General features: G+C 68.9%; 23 protein-coding genes. 12 read left to right on the top strand and 11 right to left on the bottom strand.

Annotated elements, in window-relative coordinates:
- The 4 genes from ACFTZL_RS17385 to ACFTZL_RS17370 all read right to left on the bottom strand — a co-directional run.
- On the bottom strand, window positions 1-329 hold a 329-nt coding region (locus tag ACFTZL_RS17385), incomplete at its 3' end, for a WXG100 family type VII secretion target (RefSeq protein WP_382582945.1).
- Window positions 330-463: 134 nt separating this feature from the next.
- Window positions 464-1,006 carry a barstar family protein gene (locus ACFTZL_RS17380; RefSeq protein ID WP_382582942.1) on the bottom strand — a complete coding sequence of 181 codons (543 nt, stop codon included), beginning with the start codon at window positions 1,004-1,006 and terminating at the stop codon, window positions 464-466.
- Window positions 1,007-1,012: 6 nt separating this feature from the next.
- Window positions 1,013-1,663, bottom strand: a complete 651-nt coding sequence (locus ACFTZL_RS17375; RefSeq protein ID WP_382582939.1) for a hypothetical protein — start codon at window positions 1,661-1,663, stop codon at window positions 1,013-1,015.
- Window positions 1,664-1,725: 62 nt separating this feature from the next.
- Entirely contained in the window at window positions 1,726-2,247 is a 522-nt protein-coding gene (locus ACFTZL_RS17370) for a hypothetical protein (protein ID WP_382582936.1), read from the bottom strand.
- Window positions 2,248-2,388: 141 nt separating this feature from the next.
- On the opposite strand from ACFTZL_RS17370, the gene ACFTZL_RS17365 reads away from it, so the two are divergent.
- The gene (locus ACFTZL_RS17365; RefSeq protein WP_382582933.1) at window positions 2,389-3,789 is read left to right on the top strand and encodes a S41 family peptidase; all 1,401 of its coding nucleotides are present in this window, start codon (window positions 2,389-2,391) and stop codon (window positions 3,787-3,789) included.
- Window positions 3,790-3,824: 35 nt separating this feature from the next.
- Entirely contained in the window at window positions 3,825-4,493 is a 669-nt protein-coding gene (locus tag ACFTZL_RS17360; RefSeq protein WP_382582930.1) for a histidine phosphatase family protein, read from the top strand.
- Here the strand turns inward: ACFTZL_RS17360 and ACFTZL_RS17355 are convergent.
- On the bottom strand, window positions 4,490-4,654 hold the full coding sequence (locus ACFTZL_RS17355) for a DUF397 domain-containing protein (protein WP_382582927.1): 165 nt from the start codon (window positions 4,652-4,654) through the stop codon (window positions 4,490-4,492). The genes ACFTZL_RS17360 and ACFTZL_RS17355 overlap by 4 nt on opposite strands.
- Between ACFTZL_RS17355 and ACFTZL_RS17350 the strand changes: the two genes are divergently transcribed.
- The 4 genes from ACFTZL_RS17350 (at window position 4,590) to ACFTZL_RS17335 (ending at window position 6,827) form a co-directional block, all read left to right on the top strand.
- Window positions 4,590-5,075: an ATP-binding protein gene (locus ACFTZL_RS17350; protein WP_382582924.1), complete on the top strand. Its 486-nt coding sequence runs from the start codon at window positions 4,590-4,592 to the stop codon at window positions 5,073-5,075. The genes ACFTZL_RS17355 and ACFTZL_RS17350 overlap by 65 nt on opposite strands.
- Before the next feature lie 200 nt (window positions 5,076-5,275).
- Complete coding sequence (locus ACFTZL_RS17345; RefSeq protein ID WP_382582921.1) at window positions 5,276-6,139, top strand: helix-turn-helix domain-containing protein; 864 nt, start codon at window positions 5,276-5,278, stop codon at window positions 6,137-6,139.
- An 86-nt stretch (window positions 6,140-6,225) separates the two neighbouring features.
- Complete coding sequence (locus ACFTZL_RS17340) at window positions 6,226-6,417, top strand: hypothetical protein (RefSeq protein WP_382582918.1); 192 nt, start codon at window positions 6,226-6,228, stop codon at window positions 6,415-6,417.
- Window positions 6,418-6,644: 227 nt separating this feature from the next.
- The gene (locus ACFTZL_RS17335) at window positions 6,645-6,827 is read left to right on the top strand and encodes a hypothetical protein (protein WP_382582915.1); all 183 of its coding nucleotides are present in this window, start codon (window positions 6,645-6,647) and stop codon (window positions 6,825-6,827) included.
- Between the two features lie 170 nt (window positions 6,828-6,997).
- On the opposite strand, the gene tuf is transcribed toward ACFTZL_RS17335, so the two are convergent.
- The 5 genes from tuf to ACFTZL_RS17310 all read right to left on the bottom strand — a co-directional run bounded on the left by tuf (window position 6,998) and on the right by ACFTZL_RS17310 (window position 12,157).
- Window positions 6,998-8,191, bottom strand: coding sequence for an elongation factor Tu (tuf, locus tag ACFTZL_RS17330; RefSeq protein WP_382582913.1), 1,194 nt, complete (start codon window positions 8,189-8,191; stop codon window positions 6,998-7,000).
- A 155-nt stretch (window positions 8,192-8,346) separates the two neighbouring features.
- A complete protein-coding gene (gene fusA / locus ACFTZL_RS17325; protein ID WP_382582910.1) occupies window positions 8,347-10,473 on the bottom strand; it encodes an elongation factor G in 2,127 nt (708 codons plus the stop codon).
- 39 nt (window positions 10,474-10,512) lie between these two features.
- The gene (rpsG, locus tag ACFTZL_RS17320; protein WP_003992340.1) at window positions 10,513-10,983 is read right to left on the bottom strand and encodes a 30S ribosomal protein S7; all 471 of its coding nucleotides are present in this window, start codon (window positions 10,981-10,983) and stop codon (window positions 10,513-10,515) included.
- 2 nt (window positions 10,984-10,985) lie between these two features.
- Complete coding sequence (gene rpsL, locus ACFTZL_RS17315; protein ID WP_003948652.1) at window positions 10,986-11,357, bottom strand: 30S ribosomal protein S12; 372 nt, start codon at window positions 11,355-11,357, stop codon at window positions 10,986-10,988.
- A gap of 278 nt (window positions 11,358-11,635) precedes the next feature.
- Window positions 11,636-12,157 (bottom strand): DUF1707 and DUF4190 domain-containing protein, encoded by a 522-nt coding sequence (locus tag ACFTZL_RS17310; protein ID WP_382582907.1) that lies wholly within the window; start codon window positions 12,155-12,157, stop codon window positions 11,636-11,638.
- A 204-nt stretch (window positions 12,158-12,361) separates the two neighbouring features.
- Between ACFTZL_RS17310 and ACFTZL_RS17305 the strand changes: the two genes are divergently transcribed.
- The 6 genes from ACFTZL_RS17305 to ACFTZL_RS17280 all read left to right on the top strand — a co-directional run bounded on the left by ACFTZL_RS17305 (window position 12,362) and on the right by ACFTZL_RS17280 (window position 18,459).
- Window positions 12,362-13,066, top strand: coding sequence for a Crp/Fnr family transcriptional regulator (locus ACFTZL_RS17305; protein ID WP_382582905.1), 705 nt, complete (start codon window positions 12,362-12,364; stop codon window positions 13,064-13,066).
- A 123-nt stretch (window positions 13,067-13,189) separates the two neighbouring features.
- Entirely contained in the window at window positions 13,190-13,930 is a 741-nt protein-coding gene (locus tag ACFTZL_RS17300) for a hypothetical protein (protein ID WP_382582902.1), read from the top strand.
- The gene (locus tag ACFTZL_RS17295) at window positions 13,927-16,032 is read left to right on the top strand and encodes a hypothetical protein (RefSeq protein WP_382582900.1); all 2,106 of its coding nucleotides are present in this window, start codon (window positions 13,927-13,929) and stop codon (window positions 16,030-16,032) included. Before ACFTZL_RS17300 ends, ACFTZL_RS17295 begins: the two co-directional genes overlap by 4 nt.
- 20 nt (window positions 16,033-16,052) lie before the next feature.
- A complete protein-coding gene (locus ACFTZL_RS17290) occupies window positions 16,053-16,961 on the top strand; it encodes a hypothetical protein (protein WP_382582893.1) in 909 nt (302 codons plus the stop codon).
- Window positions 16,958-17,464 carry a Pycsar system effector family protein gene (locus ACFTZL_RS17285; protein ID WP_382582890.1) on the top strand — a complete coding sequence of 169 codons (507 nt, stop codon included), beginning with the start codon at window positions 16,958-16,960 and terminating at the stop codon, window positions 17,462-17,464. Before ACFTZL_RS17290 ends, ACFTZL_RS17285 begins: the two co-directional genes overlap by 4 nt.
- A gap of 38 nt (window positions 17,465-17,502) precedes the next feature.
- Window positions 17,503-18,459: a M48 family metalloprotease gene (locus tag ACFTZL_RS17280; protein ID WP_382582887.1), complete on the top strand. Its 957-nt coding sequence runs from the start codon at window positions 17,503-17,505 to the stop codon at window positions 18,457-18,459.
- A gap of 53 nt (window positions 18,460-18,512) precedes the next feature.
- Here ACFTZL_RS17280 and ACFTZL_RS17275 read toward each other — a convergent pair whose 3' ends face one another.
- On the bottom strand, window positions 18,513-22,412 hold the full coding sequence (locus tag ACFTZL_RS17275; RefSeq protein ID WP_382582884.1) for a DNA-directed RNA polymerase subunit beta': 3,900 nt from the start codon (window positions 22,410-22,412) through the stop codon (window positions 18,513-18,515).
- Between the last annotated feature and the right edge of the window lie 89 nt (window positions 22,413-22,501).

The following is a 22,501-nucleotide window of genomic DNA, read 5'->3' as shown; positions in this document are numbered from 1 at the left end:
AGGGCCTTGTCCGCCAGGGACTGGGCACGCTCCAGCTTCGGCCAGAAATCGGAGAGCGCGTCGCCGCACATCTCGTACGACTTCTTCAGCTTCTTGAGGTTCTTCGGGACATCCGCGAAGTCCTCCTTGAAGACATCCGCGGACTTGCCCGCCCACTCCAGAAGCGTGCCCTCCCCCGCCATGCCCTTGACCAAGCGGAGCGCGTCGGAGACGTCGTCGGCGAAGTCGTGCAACTGCTTCGCAAGCGAGCGCACCCGCTGCGGATCACCCGGGGTCGGGTCCTTGTCCAAGTCCAGGACGTGCCAGTCCGCCGGCCTGTGCCCCGCCATACCGCAACCCCCGTCACGCGCACATCAATGTCAACAACCGTATGCACACGTAAACTTACAAGGCACAACCGTTCGACGGAACCTGAGCCCTCACATCACGAACGGCGTCCGCGCACGGCCCGCTCGCCGCGACTTCAGTGCCACCTCTGGGGGTTGAGAGCGGCAGCGACGAACGAGTCCCCGGTGGTGACGGTGAGGTCAGGTTGTTCGATGCGCAGCGCCACCGTCTCGCGATCGAACTGACGGAACTCGAATACGAAGTGTTCGGCGATCGCAGGACGGTCCAGGGGAAACCCATCGAGATCCACCGCCGCATTCGCACGGTCGGCGCCCTGGCAAAGCACTGACACGAACAGGGGGAAGTGTTCCGCCTCCAGCATTCGATCCGCGCCATGGATCACACCCGCGATCCCGACTCCGCCCGTCACCGCACCGCACAGGTCATCCAGGCAGTCCACCACAGAGTCCCAGTTCCTCCCGAAGTAGCCGGGGAACTGCAGCACCTCCGCGAACGAGCGGTAGATCCCCTCCTCGGTGATCAGGTCGCGGGAGTCGAAGTGGTGGACGCGCCCTCCCTTCGCCTCCAGCCCTGCCAGCTGCCGACGAATGCTGGTGTCTCCTCGCGAAACGAAGATGACCCAGGGCTTCGATGTCCCTGTGATGTCAGCACCGGTCATGCCTCATCACGCCTCCGTGAACCGGAAAGTAGACGTGATCGCATCGAAGATGTCGAAGAACGAATCCGCGAGGTCGAGGACCTGGCTGCTGCCGGCGACCAGGGCCACCTTGCCCTCCTGGCCCGGCACGGGGATGTACGTCTGCATCAGCACGGCGCGGATGGTGCGGTTGAGGGTGTCGCCGGGGACGGCGATGTCCTCGATGCCTTGCGTGCGGGCGGCGGGACCGACTCCTGGGATGTCGACCGTGGTCACCTTGCGCCAGGAGTCGCCCTCCCGCTTGGCCTCCTTCACCGCGAGCTGGCTCGCGATGACAGAGGGGTCGTTCGACAGCGGCTCGCCCCGCTCGTTGCGGCCGCCGACCAGGGAGACGGTGACCGAGCCGGTTATCGGCGTATCGCCGCCGAAGTTCTCCGCCATGCAGCCGCAGTACAGCGCGCCCGACTTCCAGGCATCGGCAGCGGCCTTCTGCAGGAAGTCGACATACGTGCCGCGGTACTGCTCCAACTCCGGGCGCTGCTGCACCCGTTCGCTCACCATCCGGCGGATCGAGTCGTCCCGCGACTCCGGCCGTACGTCGAACTCCCACCACGTCTCCGGCACCTTGATCCGGAAACCGCCCCGCTCGACGGTCAGTGTCTCCATGTAGCGGGCCATGACGCCGGCCTCCCCGTTCGCACGATCACTCGGTCATTCGTTCCCGTGCGCACATCGTGCCACTACTCCTCCAGCGTCCAGAACGGTGAGTCCTTCGGGGGCGCGGGGCGTACGGGGTGTGTGCTGAAGTCGATGTCCGCGTCGGCGTCCGGGTCGCCGATCGGAAGACGGTGCCGGTCGTCCGGGCCGTAGTAGACCCCGTAGGCCCAGTACTCGGGCAGCTCGTGGCCCATGAGCCCCACACCCCAGCTCACCGACTCCCGCGTCCCGTATACCGCGTTGATCCTCGCGACCGCCTCCGCACGGGAGATACCGATGCTCTCCACCAGTACGTCCGCCATCTCGCGGAAGTACGCCAGCATCTCCTCGTCGAGCGCCAGTACGAACTCCGTGCCCGTCGTGCCGGCCGTATCGCACGCCCCGAAGGAGACGAGCCAGCGCAGGCGCCTCACCTCCGCCACCAGTCGCGGCACCGCTTCCCTCGCAATGGCGGCGAACGCGGGATCCGTGGTCGCGGCCGCGCACAGTTCCTCGATCGCGTCCAGGTCGAGGTGGTCATCGCGAGACGCCGGTTCTGAAGTCATGCTCCAGTGTCACGGCATGGCAGCGGCCAATCGGCGGAAGAGGGGGCTGTCCCCACCCCCGCCCACCAGCCCTCCGGATGGCCCACCCCCGCTCCCCCGGGCACTGTGGAAACACACGACCACACAACGGGGGAACCGATCATGCGAACCGTCACAGCCACCGCCCTCACCCTGGCCCTCGCCGCGGCAGCGGCAGCACCCGCTACTGCCGGCCCCAGCAAGCCCAGCATCGACGGCCTCTGGCGCATGGACGGCTACGGCACCGTCCTCTCCCTCGACGGCGACACCCTCCAGGAGTTCCAGACGACGTCCGTCAGCTGCATCGAGGGCGACACCGCCCGGCGCACCGGCCCTGGCGCGTACACGACCGACGACGGCACCGTACTGACCGTCCGCCCCGGCCCGGGCCGGGACCGTGCCACTTTCAGCGCGGACAGTTCGGTCGGCCACCGGGCACTCCGGCGGATCAAGGAACTGCCCGCCGACTGCACCCGCCCCACACCCAAGGACCCCCGCACATCCTTCGACGTCTTCTGGCACTCCTTCGCCGAGAACTACCCCTTCTTCGCCGCGAAGGACGTCGACTGGCAGGAGATGCGGGACCGGTACCGGCCCCAGGTGCACAAGGACACCACCCGCAAGGAACTCTTCGGGATCTTCAGCGACATGGTGCGGCCTCTCTACGACGCCCATGTCGCCGTCGAGGACGAGGACGAGGACCGTGTCTTCGCCCAGGTCCGCCCGGGCACCGAGATGCCCACGGAGGCGTTGGACACCAAGGTCAAGAAGTTCGTCGTCGAGCGCGACCTGAAGGGCGCCCCGTACCGCCAGGACTTCGCGAACGGCCGCATCACCTACGCAGACCTCCCCGGCCGCGCCGACCAGGGCTACCTCCGCATCTCCGGCTTCGGCGGCTACACCTCCGAGGACGCCCCGTACCCCGCCCACGTCGCCGCACTCGACAAGGCCCTGGACACCATCCTGACCAAGGACCGCACCCAGCGGCTCAAAGGCCTGATCATCGACCTGCGCATCAACGGCGGCGGCTCCGACGCCCTCGGCATCCGCATCGCCGAGCGCCTGACGGACACGCCCTACGTCGCCTACGCCAAGCGCGCCCGGAACCATCCGAGCGACCCCGGCAGGCACACCCGGCCCGAGCCCATCCCTGTCACGCCTGCCGACGGGCGGCCCCGCTACACCGGCCCCATCGCCGTACTCACCGGAGGCTCCACCGTCAGCGCGGGCGAGACCTTCACCCAGGCCCTCATCGACCGCCCCGGCGGCACCGTCCGCGTCGGTCAGCCCACCCAGGGCGTCTTCTCCGACGTCATGGAACGCAACCTGCCCAACGGTATGACCGCGATCCTCCCGAACGAGGAGTTCCTCAACCGCTCCGGCCAGACCTACGACGGCACGGGCATCCCGCCCCACCTGACCGAACCGGTGTTCACCAAGAAGGAGTTCGCGAAGAAGCGGGACTCGGCGTTCGACCGCGCGGTCAATGTTCTGCGCGACCGTGGCGCAGCCACAACCCACTGACTCGGACGAAGTCCAGGGGTGCCAGAGTGGGAGGCATGCGCCTGCTCCTCATTCGCCATGGCCAGACCCCTTCCAACCTCAAGCATCTCCTGGACACCGCGGAGCCGGGGCCGGCGCTGACCCCGCTGGGGCAGCAGCAGGCAGCGGCCCTTCCGGCGGCGCTGGCCGGCGAGGAGATCGGCGCGCTCTACGCCTCCACCCTGCTCCGCACGCAGCTCACCGCCGCGCCGCTGGCGACCCGGACAGGGCTGGAGGTCCGCGTGCGGGACGGCATCCGGGAGCTGTCCGCCGGCGACCTGGAGATGCGGGGCGACGACCTCGCCATCGAGACGTACCTGAGCACCGCCTTCGCCTGGTCCGCGGGGAACACCGGGCTGCGCATGCCGGGCGGGGAGAACGGAGTGGAGGCCCTACGACGTTTCGACGCCGTGGTCGAGGAGGCCTCGGGTACGGGTGCCGAGACGGTGGCCCTGGTCAGCCATGGTGCCGTCATCCGTATGTGGGTGGCGGCACGGGCCGGGAACATCGACGTCGACTTCGCGTCCAGGCACGCGCTGCAGAACACCGGGGTCGTCATCCTCACCGGCACCCCCGCCGAGGGCTGGCGAGTGCAGGAGTGGGCCGGCCGTTCCATCGGTCCCGAGGCCGGCACCCCAGAAGAGAGCGGGCCTGCGGGAGAAGCCGTGGACGACGCTGACGCCTAGCGTCCCAGTTCCGGGACGCCGGATACGAATCCCGCCCATGCGGTGAGGGAGAGTGCGAGTCGAGGGCCCTGGTTCTGCTTCGAGTCATGGACGTGGATGGTGTGGGGGGCTATCGCTCTGAGTGACGTGAAGCAGCGATCCCCCGAACTCGCCACCCCCATCCACAACTTCAGCCTCCAGCTTTCGCCGACCCCACGCGGCGCCCGCCTGGCCCGCCTCCTGGCCGTCGAACAACTGCGCTCCTGGGGCCTGCCGTTGGATCCGGCGAAGCAGGTCATCGCGGAACTGTCGGCCAACGCGGTGACACACGGCCGCGTCCCCGGCCGTGACTTCCGCCTGCTCCTCTACGTCGTCGCCGACACTCTCCGCATCGAGGTGACGGACACCCGCCACGACCGTCTGCCGGCGCTGTCCGATTCCGGCAGGGGCCTGCTCCTCATCGAGGCCCTCACCGACCGCTGGGGCGTCACCCCAGGGCTCCCACCCCGCAAGACCGTCTGGGCCGAACTCGACCTCGCACCGGAGCCCAAGAACCTGCACTTCGGTGGCGCGGGCGGCCTCCCAGAAGGACCACAGAGGTGAAAGAACCCCACCAAGCCCCCCCTCCTCCCGCCCGCGGGGCAGCCTCACTCGCGCGAGTGAACATCCCCAACTCAGCTGGATTCGGAGGCCATTGCCTGCCCTACGCTCAGCGCAACACAACCGCAGACATGCGACGGCCCCCGCCGGGACGGCAATCCCAGTGCGAGGGCCTGACCACCGAGGAAGAAGAGACCTTCCTGATGGATAAGCAGAACCCTAACGTGCCCTCGCACGCCCACACCCGGGTTGCCGGAAAGAAGCACCCGAACCGGCGGCACCCCCACTCCGGCCTGGTTCACGACCACACCCGCCACACCGCCCGCTTCACGGTGATCGGCAACCACCTCGCCCAGCACGCGGAGCTGTCGCTGCTCGCGATCGGGCTCGGCACGCACATCCAGTCGCTCCCCGTCGGCGCCCGCATCGACATCAAGTCCCTGGCGGCCCGCTTCCCCGAGGGCACGACCCGTATCGCGGCCGCCCTGCGCGAGCTGGAAGCCCACGGCTACCTGCGCCGCGAGCGCGTACGCGTCCCCGACGGCCGGATCGTCACCCGTACGACCTCCTGCAATCAGCCAGGTCACAGCGGCGCGGAGGCCCCTCGTCCAGCCCCGAGGAAGCGGTCGGGGCCGCCCGGCGGCAAGCCCCTCCCCGCCGTGCCGCGACCGGCCTACCCCGCCCCCGCCCTCCTCCAGCAGGCCACGGACCTCCTCACCGGCCTCCGCCGCGACGACCCCCGCCTCCTGCTCTCGGCGTGCGACACCGCCCACCTCGCCCCCGGCGTCGCCGCCTGGCTGGAACGCGACGTCACCCCGACCGCCGTACGCCAGGCCCTGACCACCGACCTCCCACGCGAGGCCCTACGCCGCCCGGCCGCCCTCCTGGCCCACCGCCTCACGACCCAGCTTCCACCCCTGCCGCCCTTCCGCGCTCCCACACCCCCGCCCACGGCCCCTCACCGACTCCAGACCTGCGAAGGCTGCGACCGAGCCTTCCGCGCACCAGCCCCCGGCCGTTGCCGCGATTGCCGATCCCATCGAACCGAGCTCGGGGAAGCCGCATGAAGCGAGCAGCTGCCGCTCACATCACCGCGCTCCCCCGACACCCGGGCGGGATAGCCTGGCCGGGGCACTCCTCGGAGGTGGACACGATGAGCACGCAGGCAGACCACGGGCCCGAGCTGGCCCCCCGCCCTCAGCAGACTCCTGACGCCCTGCGCGCGGCTCTCGCCACCGTCGATCCGGCCCGTCTGCAAGAGATGCAGGCCACCAAGGACGACGCGTTCGCCAAGGCGGTCGAATGGCAGTCCCTCAGCCCGGTGCAGAGCTGGGTGCTGACCTAGGCCCGGGACATCGAGATCGCCCGGCGCCCCGACCTGTCCACCCGCTTCGCCCACGCGAAGACCCACCTGGAACACGAGGACCCGGCCGTCGCCCAAGGGGCGCTGCGTGAACTGACCGCCGTCCTGGACGAAGCCATGAAGGCGGTCCGCGAGTGAGCTGGAAGTAGGAGTACGCCTTCGGCGCGGAGGAAGCGGCCCGAACCGCTCCCGTCAGTTTCCTCGCCGAGGTGGAAAGCAAGGCGGAAGAACTGGTCAGAGCCGCCGAAGCCTTACAGGTCCACGGACAGGCCCATGACGGCGTCGACCCGAAGGGCGGCGACATCATCATCCCCGGCGGCATGTTCACGTATCAGGTCGTCATCCGCAGCGAGCGGATCTACATCGTCCAGATCACGTACCTGGGCTTCTGACCCTGCCCCCGCCCCCGCCCCCGCCCCGACGGCAGCGACCTGTTCCCAGGCACCCCCACGCGCATAACCTGCAATGCCCCCCGGGCACAGCAAAGGGACCCGCACGACCGAAGTCGTACGGGCCCCTTCGAGCCACTCAGGTCAGTTGACCATCAAGCCAGTCCGAAGACTTACTTGTTGATCTTGGTGACCTGGCCGGCGCCCACGGTCCGGCCACCCTCACGGATGGCGAACTTCAGGCCCTCCTCCATGGCGACGGGCTGGATGAGCTCCACCTTCATCTCGGTGTTGTCACCCGGCATGACCATCTCGGTGCCCTCGGGGAGGGTCACGACGCCGGTCACGTCCGTCGTACGGAAGTAGAACTGCGGGCGGTAGTTGTTGAAGAACGGCGTGTGGCGGCCACCCTCGTCCTTGGACAGGATGTAGGCCTGCGCCTCGAACTCGGTGTGCGGGGTGACCGAGCCCGGCTTGATGATGACCTGGCCGCGCTCGACGTCCTCGCGCTTGATGCCGCGGAGCAGCAGACCGACGTTCTCACCGGCCTGGCCCTCGTCGAGCAGCTTGCGGAACATCTCGATGCCGGTGACCGTGGTGGTGGTCTTCTCCTGCTTGATGCCCACGATGTCGACGGTCTCGTTGACCTTGAGGACACCACGCTCGATACGGCCGGTGACGACCGTACCGCGACCGGTGATCGTGAAGACGTCCTCGATCGGCATGAGGAACGGCTTGTCGACGTCACGCTCGGGCTGCGGAATGCTCTCGTCCACGGCCTTCATGAGCTCGAGGATGGAGTTGCCCCACTCCTTGTCGCCCTCGAGGGCCTTGAGCGCCGAGACCTTGACGACCGGCAGGTCGTCGCCCGGGAACTCGTACTCGGAGAGCAGCTCACGGACCTCGAGCTCGACGAGCTCCAGGATCTCCTCGTCGTCCACCATGTCGGCCTTGTTCAGGGCGACGACGATGTACGGAACGCCGACCTGGCGGGCCAGGAGCACGTGCTCCTTGGTCTGCGGCATCGGGCCGTCGGTGGCGGCGACCACGAGGATGGCGCCGTCCATCTGCGCCGCACCCGTGATCATGTTCTTGATGTAGTCCGCGTGACCGGGGCAGTCGACGTGGGCGTAGTGACGCGTCTCGGTCTGGTACTCGACGTGCGCGATCGAGATCGTGATACCGCGCTGGCGCTCCTCGGGAGCCTTGTCGATCTGGTCGAAGGCCGAGGCCTCGTTCAGCTCGGGGTACGCGTCATGCAGCACCTTGGTAATGGCGGCCGTGAGGGTCGTCTTACCGTGGTCGATGTGACCGATGGTGCCGATGTTGACGTGCGGCTTAGTCCGCTCGAACTTCGCCTTCGCCACTGGGGTCCTCCTGTGGAGTGGTTCTGGTACGCCTTACTCATCGGCGCCAGGTGATCTTTGCTGGAAAGCCCGGGCCCGGGGCATTCTCACCACGTTTGTGACGGAATGCCCCTCAAGGCTCCGGAGTCAAGCCTACGGCGTGTAGACGCGGTGCGTTACTCGCCCTTGGCCTTCGCGATGATCTCCTCGGCGACGTTCCGGGGAACCTCGGCGTAGGAGTCGAACTGCATCGAGTAGCTTGCGCGACCCGACGTCTTGCTGCGGAGGTCTCCGACGTAGCCGAACATCTCCGAGAGGGGCACCAGGCCCTTCACGAGGCGGGCACCGGCCCGCTCCTCCATGGCCTGGATCTGGCCACGGCGGGAGTTGATGTCGCCGATGACCTCACCCATGTAGTCCTCGGGCGTGGTGACCTCGACGGCCATCATCGGCTCGAGCAGCACGGGGCTGGCCTTGCGGGCGGCCTCCTTGAAGGCCTGCGAGCCGGCGATCTTGAACGCGAGCTCGGAGGAGTCGACCTCGTGGTAGCCACCGTCGATGAGCGTGACACGGACGCCCGTCATCTCGTAGCCGGCGAGGATGCCGAACTGCATGGCCTCCTGCGCACCGGCGTCCACCGAAGGGATGTACTCCTTCGGGATACGGCCACCGGTGACCTTGTTCACGAACTCGTACGCGGCGTCGCCGCCCTCGATCGGCTCGACCGCGATCTGCACCTTGGCGAACTGGCCGGTACCACCAGTCTGCTTCTTGTGCGTGTAGTCGACGCGCTCGACGGCCTTGCGGATCGTCTCGCGGTACGCGACCTGCGGCTTGCCGACGTTGGCCTCGACCTTGAACTCGCGCTTCATGCGGTCGACCAACACCTCGAGGTGAAGCTCGCCCATACCACCGATGATGGTCTGGCCGGTTTCCTCGTTGGTGTGGACCTGGAAGGACGGGTCCTCCTCGGCCAGGCGCTGGATCGCGACGCCCAGCTTCTCCTGGTCACCCTTCGACTTGGGCTCGATGGCGACCTGGATGACCGGCGCCGGGAAGTCCATGGACTCCAGGATGACCGGGTTCTTGTCGTCGCTCAGCGTCTCACCGGTGGTGGTCTGCTTGAGGCCCATGACGGCGACGATGTCGCCGGCGCCCACCGCCTCGATCTCCTCACGCTTGTTCGCGTGCATGCGGTAGATCTTGCCGATGCGCTCCTTCTTGCCCTTCACGGAGTTCAGCACGGCGGTGCCGGACACCAGACGGCCGGAGTACACGCGGACGAAGGTGAGCTTGCCGAGGTGCGGGTCGCTCATGATCTTGAACGCCAGCGCGGCGAGGGGCTCGTCCTCCGACGGCTTGCGCTCGATGACCTGCTCCGGGTCCTTGACGTCGTGGCCCTCGATGGCCTCGACGTCGAGCGGAGTGGGCAGGTAGCGCACGACCGCGTCGAGCAGGGGCTGAACGCCCTTGTTCTTGAACGCGGTGCCGCAGAACACGGGAGTGACGGTGGTGCCGTCGCTCTTGCCCGACGCGATGGTGATACGACGGATCGCGGCGTAGAGCTGCTCCACGGTGGGCTCGGTGCCCTCCAGGTACAGCTCCATCAGCTCTTCGTCGTTCTCGGCGACGGCCTCGAGCAGCTTGCCGCGGTACTCCTCGGCAGCTTCGGCGTGGGTGTCCGGGATGTCGACGGTGTCGTACATCTCGCCCTTGGTCGCCTCGGCCGACCAGACCAGGGCCTTCATCGTCACGAGGTCGATGACGCCCTTGAAGTCCGCCTCGGCACCGATCGGCAGCTGCATGACCAGCGGCTGCGCGCCCAGGCGGTCGGTGATCATGTCGACGCAGCGGTGGAACTCGGCACCGGTACGGTCGAGCTTGTTGACGAAGCAGATACGCGGAACGCCGTAGCGGTCCGCCTGACGCCACACCGTCTCGGACTGCGGCTCAACGCCGGCGACACCGTCGAACACCGTCACGGCACCGTCGAGCACGCGCAGGGAGCGCTCCACCTCGACGGTGAAGTCGACGTGACCCGGGGTGTCGATGATGTTGATGGTGTAGTCGTTGTCCTCGAGCGGCCAGTGACAGGTGGTGGCAGCAGAGGTGATCGTGATGCCACGCTCCTGCTCCTGCTCCATCCAGTCCATGGTTGCGGCGCCGTCGTGGACCTCACCGATCTTGTACGAAACGCCGGTGTAGAACAGGATCCGCTCGGTGGTGGTCGTCTTGCCCGCGTCGATGTGGGCCATGATCCCGATGTTGCGGACCTTGGCCAGGTCAAGTGAAGTGGTAGCCATAAGGCTTCAGTCTTCTCTCGGTCTCGATGTGGGTAGCGACTACCAGCGGTAGTGCGCGAAGGCCTTGTTGGACTCGGCCATCTTGTGGGTGTCCTCGCGCTTCTTCACAGCGGCACCAAGGCCGTTGGAGGCGTCGAGAAGCTCGTTGAGCAGACGCTCGGTCATGGTCTTCTCGCGACGGGCGCGGGAGTAACCGACCAGCCAGCGCAGCGCGAGCGTGTTGGCACGACCGGGCTTGACCTCGATCGGAACCTGGTACGTCGCACCACCGACACGGCGGGACTTGACCTCGAGGGTCGGCTTGATGTTTTCCAGCGCGCGCTTCAGCGTGATGATCGGGTCGTTGCCCGTCTTCTCACGCAGACCCTCCATGGCGCCGTAGACGATGCGCTCGGCGGTGGAGCGCTTGCCGTTCAGCAGCACCTTGTTGATGAGGGAGGTCACCAGAGGAGAACCGTAGACCGGGTCGATGATGACCGGGCGCTTCGGGGCGGGGCCCTTACGAGGCATTCTTACTTCTCCTTCTTGGCGCCGTAGCGGCTGCGGGCCTGCTTGCGGTTCTTGACACCCTGGGTGTCGAGCGAGCCGCGGATGATCTTGTAGCGAACACCCGGCAGGTCCTTCACACGGCCGCCGCGCACGAGCACGATGGAGTGCTCCTGCAGGTTGTGTCCCTCACCCGGAATGTAAGCGGTGACTTCGATCCCGCTGGTCAGACGCACACGCGCGACCTTACGCAGGGCCGAGTTCGGCTTCTTCGGGGTGGTCGTGAACACACGCGTGCAGACGCCACGACGCTGGGGCGAACCCTCGAGTGCGGGCGTCTTGTTCTTCTCGACCTTGTCCTGCCGGCCCTTCCGGACCAGCTGCTGGATCGTAGGCACTACTTCTCCGGTTTCTGTGTGCCGAATGGTGAAGCTAACCTGGAACGTCGCCGACCCACGCGGTCGGGTGTGTCGAATCCCGCGGACTCCCGCCGCGAGGCAGAAAGAAGCGCAGATTGCGGTGGCCGGTAACAGCTCGCGATGCGGTTGATGGCACGCACGAGAGCCAGGGCACACCCCAGGCACAAGGTCTGAGCGTACCTATCGCATTCGCTGCGGTCAAAACAAATGGGTGCCGCCCGCATGGTTATGCGGAGCATGTCAAGACCCCAGGCCGTTCAGCCCGCTGCGATGGACACCACCGTGAGCAACACCAGGACGAGTGCCCAGCCAGCCGTGGACAACCATCCGAGCACCAGTCCGGTCAGCGCGAGCCCGTCCCCCAGCTCGCCCCGGCTGCGGATCTCGGCCCGCGCCACGTGCCCCAGCACGACGGCCGGAATCCCGGTCAGCCCCATCGTCGGCACACACAGCAGACCGCACACACCCGCCGCGACCGCCTTCCCGTTCGTCGGGGGCCGCGGCACCGGCAGGAACGTCCGCGGCACGGGCACGGCACCGGCCGACTGCGGCACGGGCCCCTGCGGCAGGTCCGCGACGAGCAGCGCCAGCTCCCCCACGGTCCGGGCCCCGTACGCCCGCGCCACCCGCTTCTCGAACTCGTCCTGCTCCATCCGCCCCTCGCCGTACCCGGCTCTGAGCACGTCCACGGCCCGCTCCCGATCGGCGTGCGAGGCGAGCATCGACGGGGCGCCGGCGCCCTGCCAGGGCTGCCAGGACGGATAGGGCGGCTGCGACACGGAGTACCTCCCCGGGAGCCTGAGTCCTTCCATGATGCGCCGAAGGGACGCTTCCGGCATCGGTGCACCCTGGGCGAGGCGCCGTTCGTCAGCCACGCGGCCGAATCACGCCCGTTTCCTCCATGGTCGTTTCCAGTACGTTGACGCGAGTACGACGCCTGTACAGGGCAGGCATCGGCACAGGTGAACGCGGGGGTCGGCGGGATGACCGGGGGGCAGGCACGCGCGTGGGACGACGACGGCGTCCCGTTCCTCGCCCGGCTGGAGCGGGAGGACCGCGCCGCCCTGCTCGCCATCGGCCGCCCCCTCGGCTACCGGGCCCGGGGCGTCATCCTGCACCAGGACGAGCCCTCGGCCCACGTCCTGCTCCTCCTGCACGGCTGGACCAAGGTCACGGCGATCGCCGTCAACGGCTACGAGGCCCTGCTCGCCCTGCGCGGCCCCGGCGACATCATCGGCGAGGGCGCCGCCCTCAGCGGCCGCGGCCGCTCGGCGACCGTGACGGCCCTGGAGCCGGTCGAGGCGGTCGTCATCGACCAGAACCGTTTCACCGTGTTCGTCTCGGACCACCCCCGGGTGGCGCTGCACCTGCTGAGCCTGTCCACGGACCGGCAGCGTTCGACCGACCGCCGCCGGCTGGAATGGGCCGCGCTGACCGTGCGCGAGCGGCTGGCCGTCCTACTGCTCGAACTGGTGCGCACGCACGGCAGCCGGACGGACGAGGGCATCGAACTCACCATCGGGCTCAGCCAGCAGGAGTTCGCCGGTTCCGTGGGCTCCTCGCGCGAGGCGGTGGCCCGGCTCCTCAAGGAGCTGCGGGACCGGCAGGTCGTCGCCACCCGGCGCCGCCGCATCGTCGTACTCCGCCCCGACGTGCTGCGCCGCATAGCCGGCGACGCCTCCGCCTGACGCACATCCCCGCCCGCCGTTCCATGCACACGGTCACATTCCGTCCGTGTCATCGGCCCTCCGGCGCTCGCCCGCGACCCGCCATCGTGCTGGACGACGGACACCGACGTGCGAGAGGCAGCCATGACCGACCCCGTGTACCGCACGATCCTCCTCTTCGACATCGAGCAGTACGGCTCACGCGACGACGTGGAACAGGCGTTCCTGCGCCGCGTCCTCTACGACGTCGTCGACACGACCCTGCTCGACGCCGCCGTCGACGAGACGGCCCGGCTGCGCGCCGACCGCGGCGACTCCGTCATGGAGCTGATCGACACCGCCGTCCCCGTACCCGCCCTGATCAAGACCCTCCTGACCGAGACCCCCGCCCTCCTCCACAACAAGAACCGCCTCCTGGCGACCAGCGCCCGCATGCGGCTGCGCATCGTCCTGTCCTCCGGCTACGTCGCCGTCGACGAACTCGACGGCTGGGTCGGCTCCGACCTCAACCACGCGGTCCGCCTGCTGAACTCCGACCCCCTGCGCGACGCCCTGAAGCAGCGCGAGTCCGACTGCGTGCTGTGCGTGTCGGAAGGGATCTACCAGGGGGTGGTACGGCACGGCCCGCTGGGCGTGCGGCCGGAGGAGTTCCACCGGGTGACGGTGGGGACGAAGGAGGGGCCCACGGTGGCCTGGGTGCACGGGGGGCCGGGCAGCACACCGAGCTCCCCGGAAGCCGCCGTCGATGCCCCGGGCCCGGACGCGCCCGCCCCTCAGCGCTCCGACGTGCAGATCTACGGCGACCAGTACGGTCAGGCGGGCGGCACACTCCACGGCGGCCAGCACTTCGACTTCACCGGCCGGGCCCGGGACGAGCGCCGATGAGCCAGGAGGAAGCGGCGGCCGACGCGGCGAATCCGGCCGAAGCGCAGGACGGCGAGAAGAAGCAGCGGGACGAGGCGGCCGAGGAACAGCCGAGGCAGGAGGCGTGGGCCGCGCGCCGGGACCTGATCGCGCACGCCCCGGACTTCGTCTCCACCCTCGTCACCCGCGACCAATTCGGCCAGGCGGGCGGCACGCACCACGGCGACCAGCACTTCCACTTCGGAGGGCGGGCCGAGGCGCCCCTCCCGCTGTCCGGGCCGATACCGCACGCGGAGATCGAGGAACTGAAGGTCGTCTTCCGGGGCTGCCAGAGCTTCGACGAGGCCCTGAAGCGCCTGCGGGACGACAGGCTCGTCATCCTGTCCGGCGGGCGCGAGACAGGCCGCCGTACGGCCGCGCTGATGCTGCTGCACCGGCTGGGCGCCGACCGGTTGCGCTCCCTCGATCCCCCCGCGTCGTTCCCGGAGCTGGCCGACCAGGTGGACGCCCCGGCCGGATACGTCCTGTGCGATCTGCCCATCAGCCGGAACCGTCCGCTGCGCGAGGCCCAACTGCACTCTCTTCGCGAGCGGTTGGAGCACGCCCACGCCCGTCTGGTGATCACCGTCGAGCCCTCGGCGGCGCTGGGCGACCTGCCCTCCGTGCGATGGGAGCCGCCGTCGGCCGAGGACCTGCTGCACGCCCATGTCACCCCGGCGACCGGTGAGTCCGCCTGGCCGGAACTGTGCGGACTGACAGCGGTGAAGGAGTTCCTCACCCGGCACCACCGGCCGGACGAAATCAGGCAGTTCGCCGTGCAGCTCGTCGCATACCATCGCGGCGAGGTCGACGAGGCGGAGCTCGCCGCCTTCGGCCAGACGGCCGTGGCGACGCAGGTGGCCCGCTGGCTCACCGAGGAGAAGCCCGAGCTGCGCGACAAGGCGTTCCTCGTCTCCCTCGCCGTCTTCGACAAGGCGCCGTACGCGGTGACGGCCGAGCTGGCCGACGGCCTCTTCGTACGCCTGCACGACATCCAGGATCCGAACGTCCGGCCGTCCATCCCCGTCTTCGGCAGCTCCCGCGAGGAGCGGCTCCGGCTCGCGCACGCCGACGGCTATGTGACCGCGGAGGTCACCGAGTGGGGTCCTCTGGAGGGCAGGTTCTGCGCCGCGTTCCGGGACGAGCGGACGGCTCCGATGCTGCTGGAGGAGGTGTGGAACCTCCATCCGTCCGCGCGCCCGGCCTTCGCGGAGTGGATCCGCAAGCTGGCCGACGACCGCCGCCCTCTCGTGCGGACCCGGGCGGCGTCGGCCGCCGCGCTGCTGGCCAAGGCCGATCTGTCGTCCGCCATGGCCCACCTCATCGAGCCGTGGGCGGACGGCCGTAAGCCGCATGCCTGGCTGACCGCGGCCAACGCCCTCACCATGAGTGAGCTGCTGAAAGTGCCGACCGTCTCCCGGATCCTGCACGACTGGTGCGTCGGGGACGTCGAGAGCCGTCGCTGGACCGCCATCCGTGCCTACGGCCTCCTGGGGCCGGTGCACCACGAGGAGACCCTGGCAGCGCTCGTGGACGCCATGCACCGGCCCCCGCCCGACGAGGCCGGGAGCGTCCAGGAGGACGGGGAGCCACCGGAGGAGGCCCGGCAGCTCGCCGACGCCCTCGAACTCCTCCTCCTCGCCGTACGGGAGCCGGTACTGGCCGCCCTGGCCGAACTCCGCCGCACCGACCGCATGGTCCGCCCGCACGCCCTGCTCGCCTTCTTCCAGGCCTGCCGGCAGACGAAGGACGACGACAGCGACCGCCCGCCCGTCCTCGCCTGGTACGCGCGGGCCGCGGCGGCCGAGGACCCGACGGCCGCCCGGCAACTGGCCGATTTCTGGGACGCGCTGCTCACCGACCGGACACACAACCCGAAGGCCCTCGGCGTCCTGCGCGGCTGGGTGCGCGGGGCCGACGACGACCCGGAGACCGAGTCGGCCCTCGCCTCGCTGCTCGGCGCCCTGGTCACCACACCCACCAACCGGCGGCGCGTCAGCCATCTGCTGGGCACGGTCCGCGACTCCAGGGGAGCCGTCACACCGGCCGCGGACCGGCTGAGCAAGCGTCTCGCCCTCGACTGACCCGCCTTCGGAGGCCGACTATGGAACACGACACCGACCCCGTCCGCACCGTCTGGCAGCTACCGCGCTTCCACCTCGGCGGCCGGCGCTTCACGGGCCGCATCGACCACGCCCTGGTGTGTGTGACCCGGAAGGGCGCGTACGAGACCTTCCCGCCGCCCGACCGTCCCACGTCCATGCGGCGGTACGTCGCCGTGTACGAGGTGGACACGGACCCGCACGCCTTCGAGCTGGACGTGGCCCTGCCCAGCCTGGTCGACAGCTTCGAGTTCGAGGTCACGGCCGACGTCGGCTGGCGGGTCGCCCACCCGGCGCTCTTCGTCCGCAGCCAGGAGCGGGACGTGCCCGGCCTGCTCACACGGGAGCTGCTGCCGCTGATGCGGGACGCCGGCCGCCGTCACCCCATCGACGCGAGCGCCGAGGCGGAGCGGGCCGTGCAGCGGGCGGTGCGGGACGCGACCTCGCTCGGCGTCGCCCAGGGCCTGCACGTCACCTGCTCCGTGCGCCTGCGCCGCGACGCCACCGAGCGGTCCCACCAGGCCCGCCTGCGGACCGCCCGGCACGAGGTGGAGGCCGCGGAGCCGGAGCACGAGGCGACCCGGCTCCGCGACACGTACGAGGCCGAGCGCAGGGCCGAACAGATCAGGTTCTACGAACTCACCCTGGCCAGGGGCGGCACCGCCGCGCTCGCCCTGCACCTGGCGGCACACCCCGACGAGACCCGGCTCGTCCTGGAACACCTCCAGTCAGGCCAGAACAGGCTGCTGGACACCCAGGTGAACCTGATCAACCAGGCCCTGGACAACAAGCAGTTGGAGGGCTACCAGCTCGATGAGCCGCACAAGCTCGTCGCCGAGCGGATGAAGGCCATCCTGCGGACCACGGACCCGTCCGCCCCGCCCGGGGACGACCCGGAGTCCGGCACATGACTCCCTCGGACGATTCCGCGGTGCGGGCGGGCACCCAGCTCCTCGCCGACCTCCGCGGCGAGATCGCCCGTGCCGACGCCAAGGCCACCGTGCTCGTCGGCGCGCTCGGCATCTCGGGGGGCATGCTCGCCGCGCTCCTGACCCAGCGCGGCTGGACTCCCGACCGGCTTCCGGCGCCCGCCACCGTGCTGTGGTGGGCCGGGGCGGCGTCCCTGGTCGTCGCGCTGTTCGCCCTCCTGCTGGCGGTCATGCCCCGCTACCGGGGCAGCCGCTGGACGCCCGGCAGCCCGCTCACCTACTTCGGCGACGTACGCCGAGCCGCACGCCAGGGCCGGCTCACCACGGCCCTCGCGGACACGGGCCGCGACCCCGCTCGTGGCCTTCTGCTCGCCCTCGCCGAGACGAGCGGCATCGCCGCCCGCAAGCACTTCTGGATCCGGACCGGACTGCTCTCGTTCGGCTGCGCGGCGGTGCTGCTGCCCGGATCGATGCTCCTCGCCTGAACCACGCCGCTCTGTCCCCCGCACGGGAAGGAAGGCCCATGCCCATGTCCGCACCGGTCCCCGACGACGACCTCCCCCGCCGCCCCGGCCGGGTCCACATAGCCGCCCGCCGGCGCGGGGCGGACCTCACCGCCCTCGGCTCGCTGGCGCTGCACCTCCCCCACGTCACCGCCAGCCTGGCCCTCGTCTTCGTCGTGTCGTACGCCTTGGGCCACCTGAGCGGTCTGCCCTGGTGGCTGCTCTTCGGCTGCTGGGTCCTGAGCGGGGCTCTGGTCTTCCATCGGCCGTGCGAGCGGCTCCTGGCGCGGTGGCTGTTCGGCCTGCGCTACCCGACACCGGAGGAGGACAGGCGACTGCGGCCCGTCTGGCGGGAGGTGACCGCCCGGGCCGGGGTGGAGGCGAGCGCCTATCAACTCTGGATGGAGGAGAGCGACGAGATCAACGCCCTGGCGGCGGCCGGGCACATCGTCGGCGTGACCAGTCACTCGCTGCGGACCCTGACGCCCGCCCAGCTCGCCGGGGTCCTCGCCCACGAACTCGGGCATCACACACGGGGACACGCGTGGTCCTCGCTGCTGTCCCTCTGGTACGCGCTGCCGGCCCGGCTCGCCTGGCGGCTGCTGCTCCTGCTGTGCACCCGGTTGGGCCGGCTCCCGACGGGTGCGGCCGCCGTGGTGATCGGCGTGGCCGGGGCTCTCCTCATCGCGCTGGCGACCGCCACGTACGGGCTGGTCTTCCTGCCGCTGGCGACGCCCTACCTGGTGGCCGCGGTCTCCCGGCGGTCCGAGCTGCGGGCCGACGAGCACGCGGCGGGGCTCGGCTTCGCGCCCCAGCTCATGGCCGTACTGCACCAGGAGCGCGAGCGGGAGGTCACGGCCACCGCCCCGGGCCTCGCCTTCACGAAGGGCCGAATGATCGCGCGGCTGCTCGACTCGCACCCCGACGTCCACACCCGGCTCCACCGCCTGCAGGCCCATCTGGACAGCCGGCGCTGACACGCCGAAGGGCGGCCACCCAAAGGTGACCGCCCTCGACTCAAGCGACTCGCTTACTGGTTGTACGGACCGTAGTCGTAGTCCTCCAGCGGAACGGCCTGGCCGGAGCCCGTGCCGAACGGCGAGTAGTCGATGTCGTCGTAGCCGACGGCCGAGTACATCGCGGCCTTGGCCTCCTCGGTCGGCTCGACCCGGATGTTGCGGTAGCGGGACAGACCCGTACCGGCCGGGATGAGCTTACCGATGATGACGTTCTCCTTGAGGCCGATGAGGCTGTCGGACTTGGCGTTGATCGCCGCATCCGTCAGGACTCGGGTCGTCTCCTGGAAGGAGGCGGCCGACAGCCAGGATTCCGTCGCCAGCGAGGCCTTGGTGATACCCATGAGCTGCGGACGACCGGAGGCCGGGTGACCGCCCTCCTGGACCACGCGACGGTTCTCGGTCTCGAACTTCGAGCGCTCGACCAGCTCGCCGGGCAGCAGCTCGGCGTCGCCCGACTCGATGATCGTCACGCGGCGCAGCATCTGCCGGATGATGATCTCGATGTGCTTGTCGTGGATCGACACACCCTGCGAGTTGTAGACCTTCTGGACCTCGCCGACCAGGTGGACCTGGACGGCACGCTGACCCAGGATGCGCAGCACGTCGTGCGGGTTGGTGGCACCCACGGTGAGCTTCTGGCCCACCTCGACGTGCTCGCCCTCGCTGACCAGGAGACGGGCACGCTTCGAGATCGGGAACGCCGTCTCGTCGCTGCCGTCGTCCGGGGTGACGACGAGCTTCTTGGTCTTCTCGGTCTCCTCGATCCGGACGCGGCCGGAGGCCTCGGAGATCGGGGCGACACCCTTCGGGGTACGGGCCTCGAAGAGCTCGACGACACGCGGCAGACCCTGGGTGATGTCGTCACCGGCCACACCACCGGTGTGGAAGGTACGCATCGTGAGCTGGGTGCCGGGCTCACCGATGGACTGGGCGGCGATGATGCCGACCGCCTCACCGATGTCGACCAGCTTGCCGGTGGCCAGCGAACGGCCGTAGCACATGGCACAGGTGCCGACGTGCGACTCGCAGGTCAGGATCGAGCGGGTCTTGACCTCCTCGACACCGTGGTGCACGAGCTGGTCGATGAGCACGTCGCCCAGGTCCACGTTGGCCGGCGCGATCACCTTGCCGTCGATGACGACGTCCTGGGCGAGCATGCGGGCGTAGACGCTGGTCTCGACGTCCTCGGCCTTGCGCAGGACACCGGCCTCGTCCTTCGAGGCGATCCGCAGCTTCAGACCGCGCTCGGTGCCGCAGTCCTCCTCGCGGATGATGACGTCCTGGGAGACGTCGACCAGACGACGGGTCAGGTAACCCGAGTCGGCGGTACGCAGAGCGGTGTCCGCCAGACCCTTACGGGCACCGTGCGTGGAGATGAAGTACTCCAGCACGGACAGACCCTCACGGAACGAGGCCTTGATCGGACGCGGGATCGTCTCGTTCTTCGCGTTCGACACCAGACCACGCATACCGGCGATCTGACGCATCTGCATCATGTTGCCTCGTGCACCCGAGTTCACCATCATGAAGATCGGGTTGGTCTTCGGGAAGTTCTCGTTCATCGCCTCGGCGACCTCGTTGGTCGCCTTGGTCCAGATCGCGATGAGCTCCTGCGTGCGCTCGTCCTTGGTGATCAGACCGCGCTCGTACTGCTTCTGGACCTTCTCGTCCTGCGCCTCGTAACCCTTGACGATCTCCTTCTTCGCCTCGGGAACGACGACGTCGGAGATGGCCACGGTGACGCCGGAGCGGGTCGCCCAGAAGAAGCCGGACGCCTTCAGGTTGTCGAGCGTCGCCGCCACGATGACCTTGGGGTAGCGCTCGGCGAGGTCGTTGACGATCTCGGAGAGCTGCTTCTTGCCGACCTCGTAGTCGACGAACGGGTAGTCCTCGGGCAGCAGCTCGTTGAAGAGCGCACGGCCCAGGGTGGTGTTCAGCCGGAAGCTGTCACCCTGCTGCCACTCGGGCTCGCCCTCCTCACGCGCCGGCGGCATCCAGCCACGCGGCGGGATGGTGCCGACCGGGAAGCGGACGTCGATCTTCGACTGGAGCGACAGCTCGCCCGCGTCGAAGGCCATGATCGCCTCGGCGACCGAGGCGAAGGAACGGCCCTCGCCCTTGAGGTCGCGCATCTCGCCGTCGGTGGTGAGGAAGAACAGACCGAGGACCATGTCCTGGGTCGGCATCGTCACCGGACGGCCGTCGGCGGGCTTGAGGATGTTGTTCGAGGACAGCATCAGGATGCGGGCCTCGGCCTGCGCCTCCGCGGAAAGCGGCAGGTGCACGGCCATCTGGTCACCGTCGAAGTCCGCGTTGAACGCGGTGCAGACGAGCGGGTGGATCTGAATGGCCTTGCCCTCGACGAGCTGCGGCTCGAAGGCCTGGATGCCGAGGCGGTGCAGCGTGGGCGCACGGTTCAGCAGAACCGGGTGCTCCGCGATGACCTCTTCCAGCACGTCGTACACGACCGTGCGGCCGCGCTCGACCATGCGCTTGGCGCTCTTGATGTTCTGCGCGTGGTTCAGGTCGACCAGCCGCTTCATCACGAACGGCTTGAAGAGCTCCAGCGCCATCGCCTTCGGCAGACCGCACTGGTGCAGCTTGAGCTGCGGACCGACGACGATCACGGAACGCGCGGAGTAGTCCACACGCTTACCGAGCAGGTTCTGACGGAAGCGACCCTGCTTGCCCTTCAGCATGTCGCTGAGGGACTTCAGCGGGCGGTTACCGGGACCGGTGACCGGACGGCCACGACGACCGTTGTCGAACAGCGCGTCGACGGCCTCCTGGAGCATGCGCTTCTCGTTGTTCACGATGATCTCGGGCGCACCGAGGTCGAGAAGGCGCTTCAGTCGGTTGTTCCGGTTGATCACACGGCGGTACAGGTCGTTCAGGTCGGAGGTCGCGAAGCGGCCACCGTCGAGCTGCACCATCGGGCGGAGGTCCGGCGGGATGACCGGCACGCAGTCGAGCACCATGCCCTTGGGGCTGTTGCTGGTCTGCAGGAACGCGGAGACGACCTTCAGGCGCTTGAGCGCACGGGTCTTCTTCTGGCCCTTCCCGGTGCGGATGATCTCGCGGAGCTTCTCGGCCTCTTCGTCGAGGTCGAAGGACTCCAGGCGCTTCTGCAGCGCCGCGGCACCCATCGAACCGTCGAAGTACGTGCCGAAGCGGTCGCGCAGCTCGCGGTAGAGCAGCTCGTCGCCCTCGAGGTCCTGGACCTTGAGGTTCTTGAACCGGTTCCACACCTCGTCGAGCCGGTCGATCTCGCGCTGCGCACGGTCACGCAGCTGCTTCATCTCGCGCTCGGCACCCTCGCGCACCTTGCGGCGCACGTCGGCCTTGGCGCCCTCGGCCTCCAGCTCGGCCAGGTCGGTCTCGAGCTTCTTGGCGCGGGCCTCCAGGTCGGCGTCCCGGCGGTTCTCGACCTGCTGCCGCTCGACGGAGACATGCGCCTCCAGGGAGGGCAGGTCACGCGTACGGCGCTCCTCGTCGACGTACGTGATCATGTACGCCGCGAAGTAGATGACCTTCTCGAGGTCCTTCGGGGCGAGGTCGAGCAGGTAGCCCAGCCGCGACGGAACGCCCTTGAAGTACCAGATGTGCGTGACGGGGGCGGCCAGCTCGATGTGGCCCATCCGCTCACGACGCACCTTGGCGCGGGTGACCTCGACGCCACAGCGCTCACAGATGATGCCCTTGAAGCGGACGCGCTTGTACTTGCCGCAGTAGCACTCCCAGTCCCGGGTCGGACCGAAGATCTTCTCGCAGAAGAGTCCGTCCTTTTCGGGCTTGAGGGTGCGGTAGTTGATGGTCTCGGGCTTCTTGACCTCGCCGTGGCTCCACTGACGGATGTCGTCAGCGGTAGCCAGACCGATCCGGAGCTCGTCGAAGAAGTTGACGTCGAGCACTATGCGTCAATCCCTCTCAGGGTTGTAAGTCATGGGGTCTGATACGGGGGTCCTGGGGCCGGAGGCCTTCATGACGAAGGCCTCCGAAC

This window comes from Streptomyces sp. NPDC056948 (assembly GCF_042674225.1).
GTDB classification, from domain to species: domain Bacteria; phylum Actinomycetota; class Actinomycetes; order Streptomycetales; family Streptomycetaceae; genus Streptomyces; species Streptomyces purpurascens.
The sequence above is the reverse complement of the archived record's forward strand: the minus strand, read 5'-3'. Positions and strand labels throughout refer to the sequence as shown.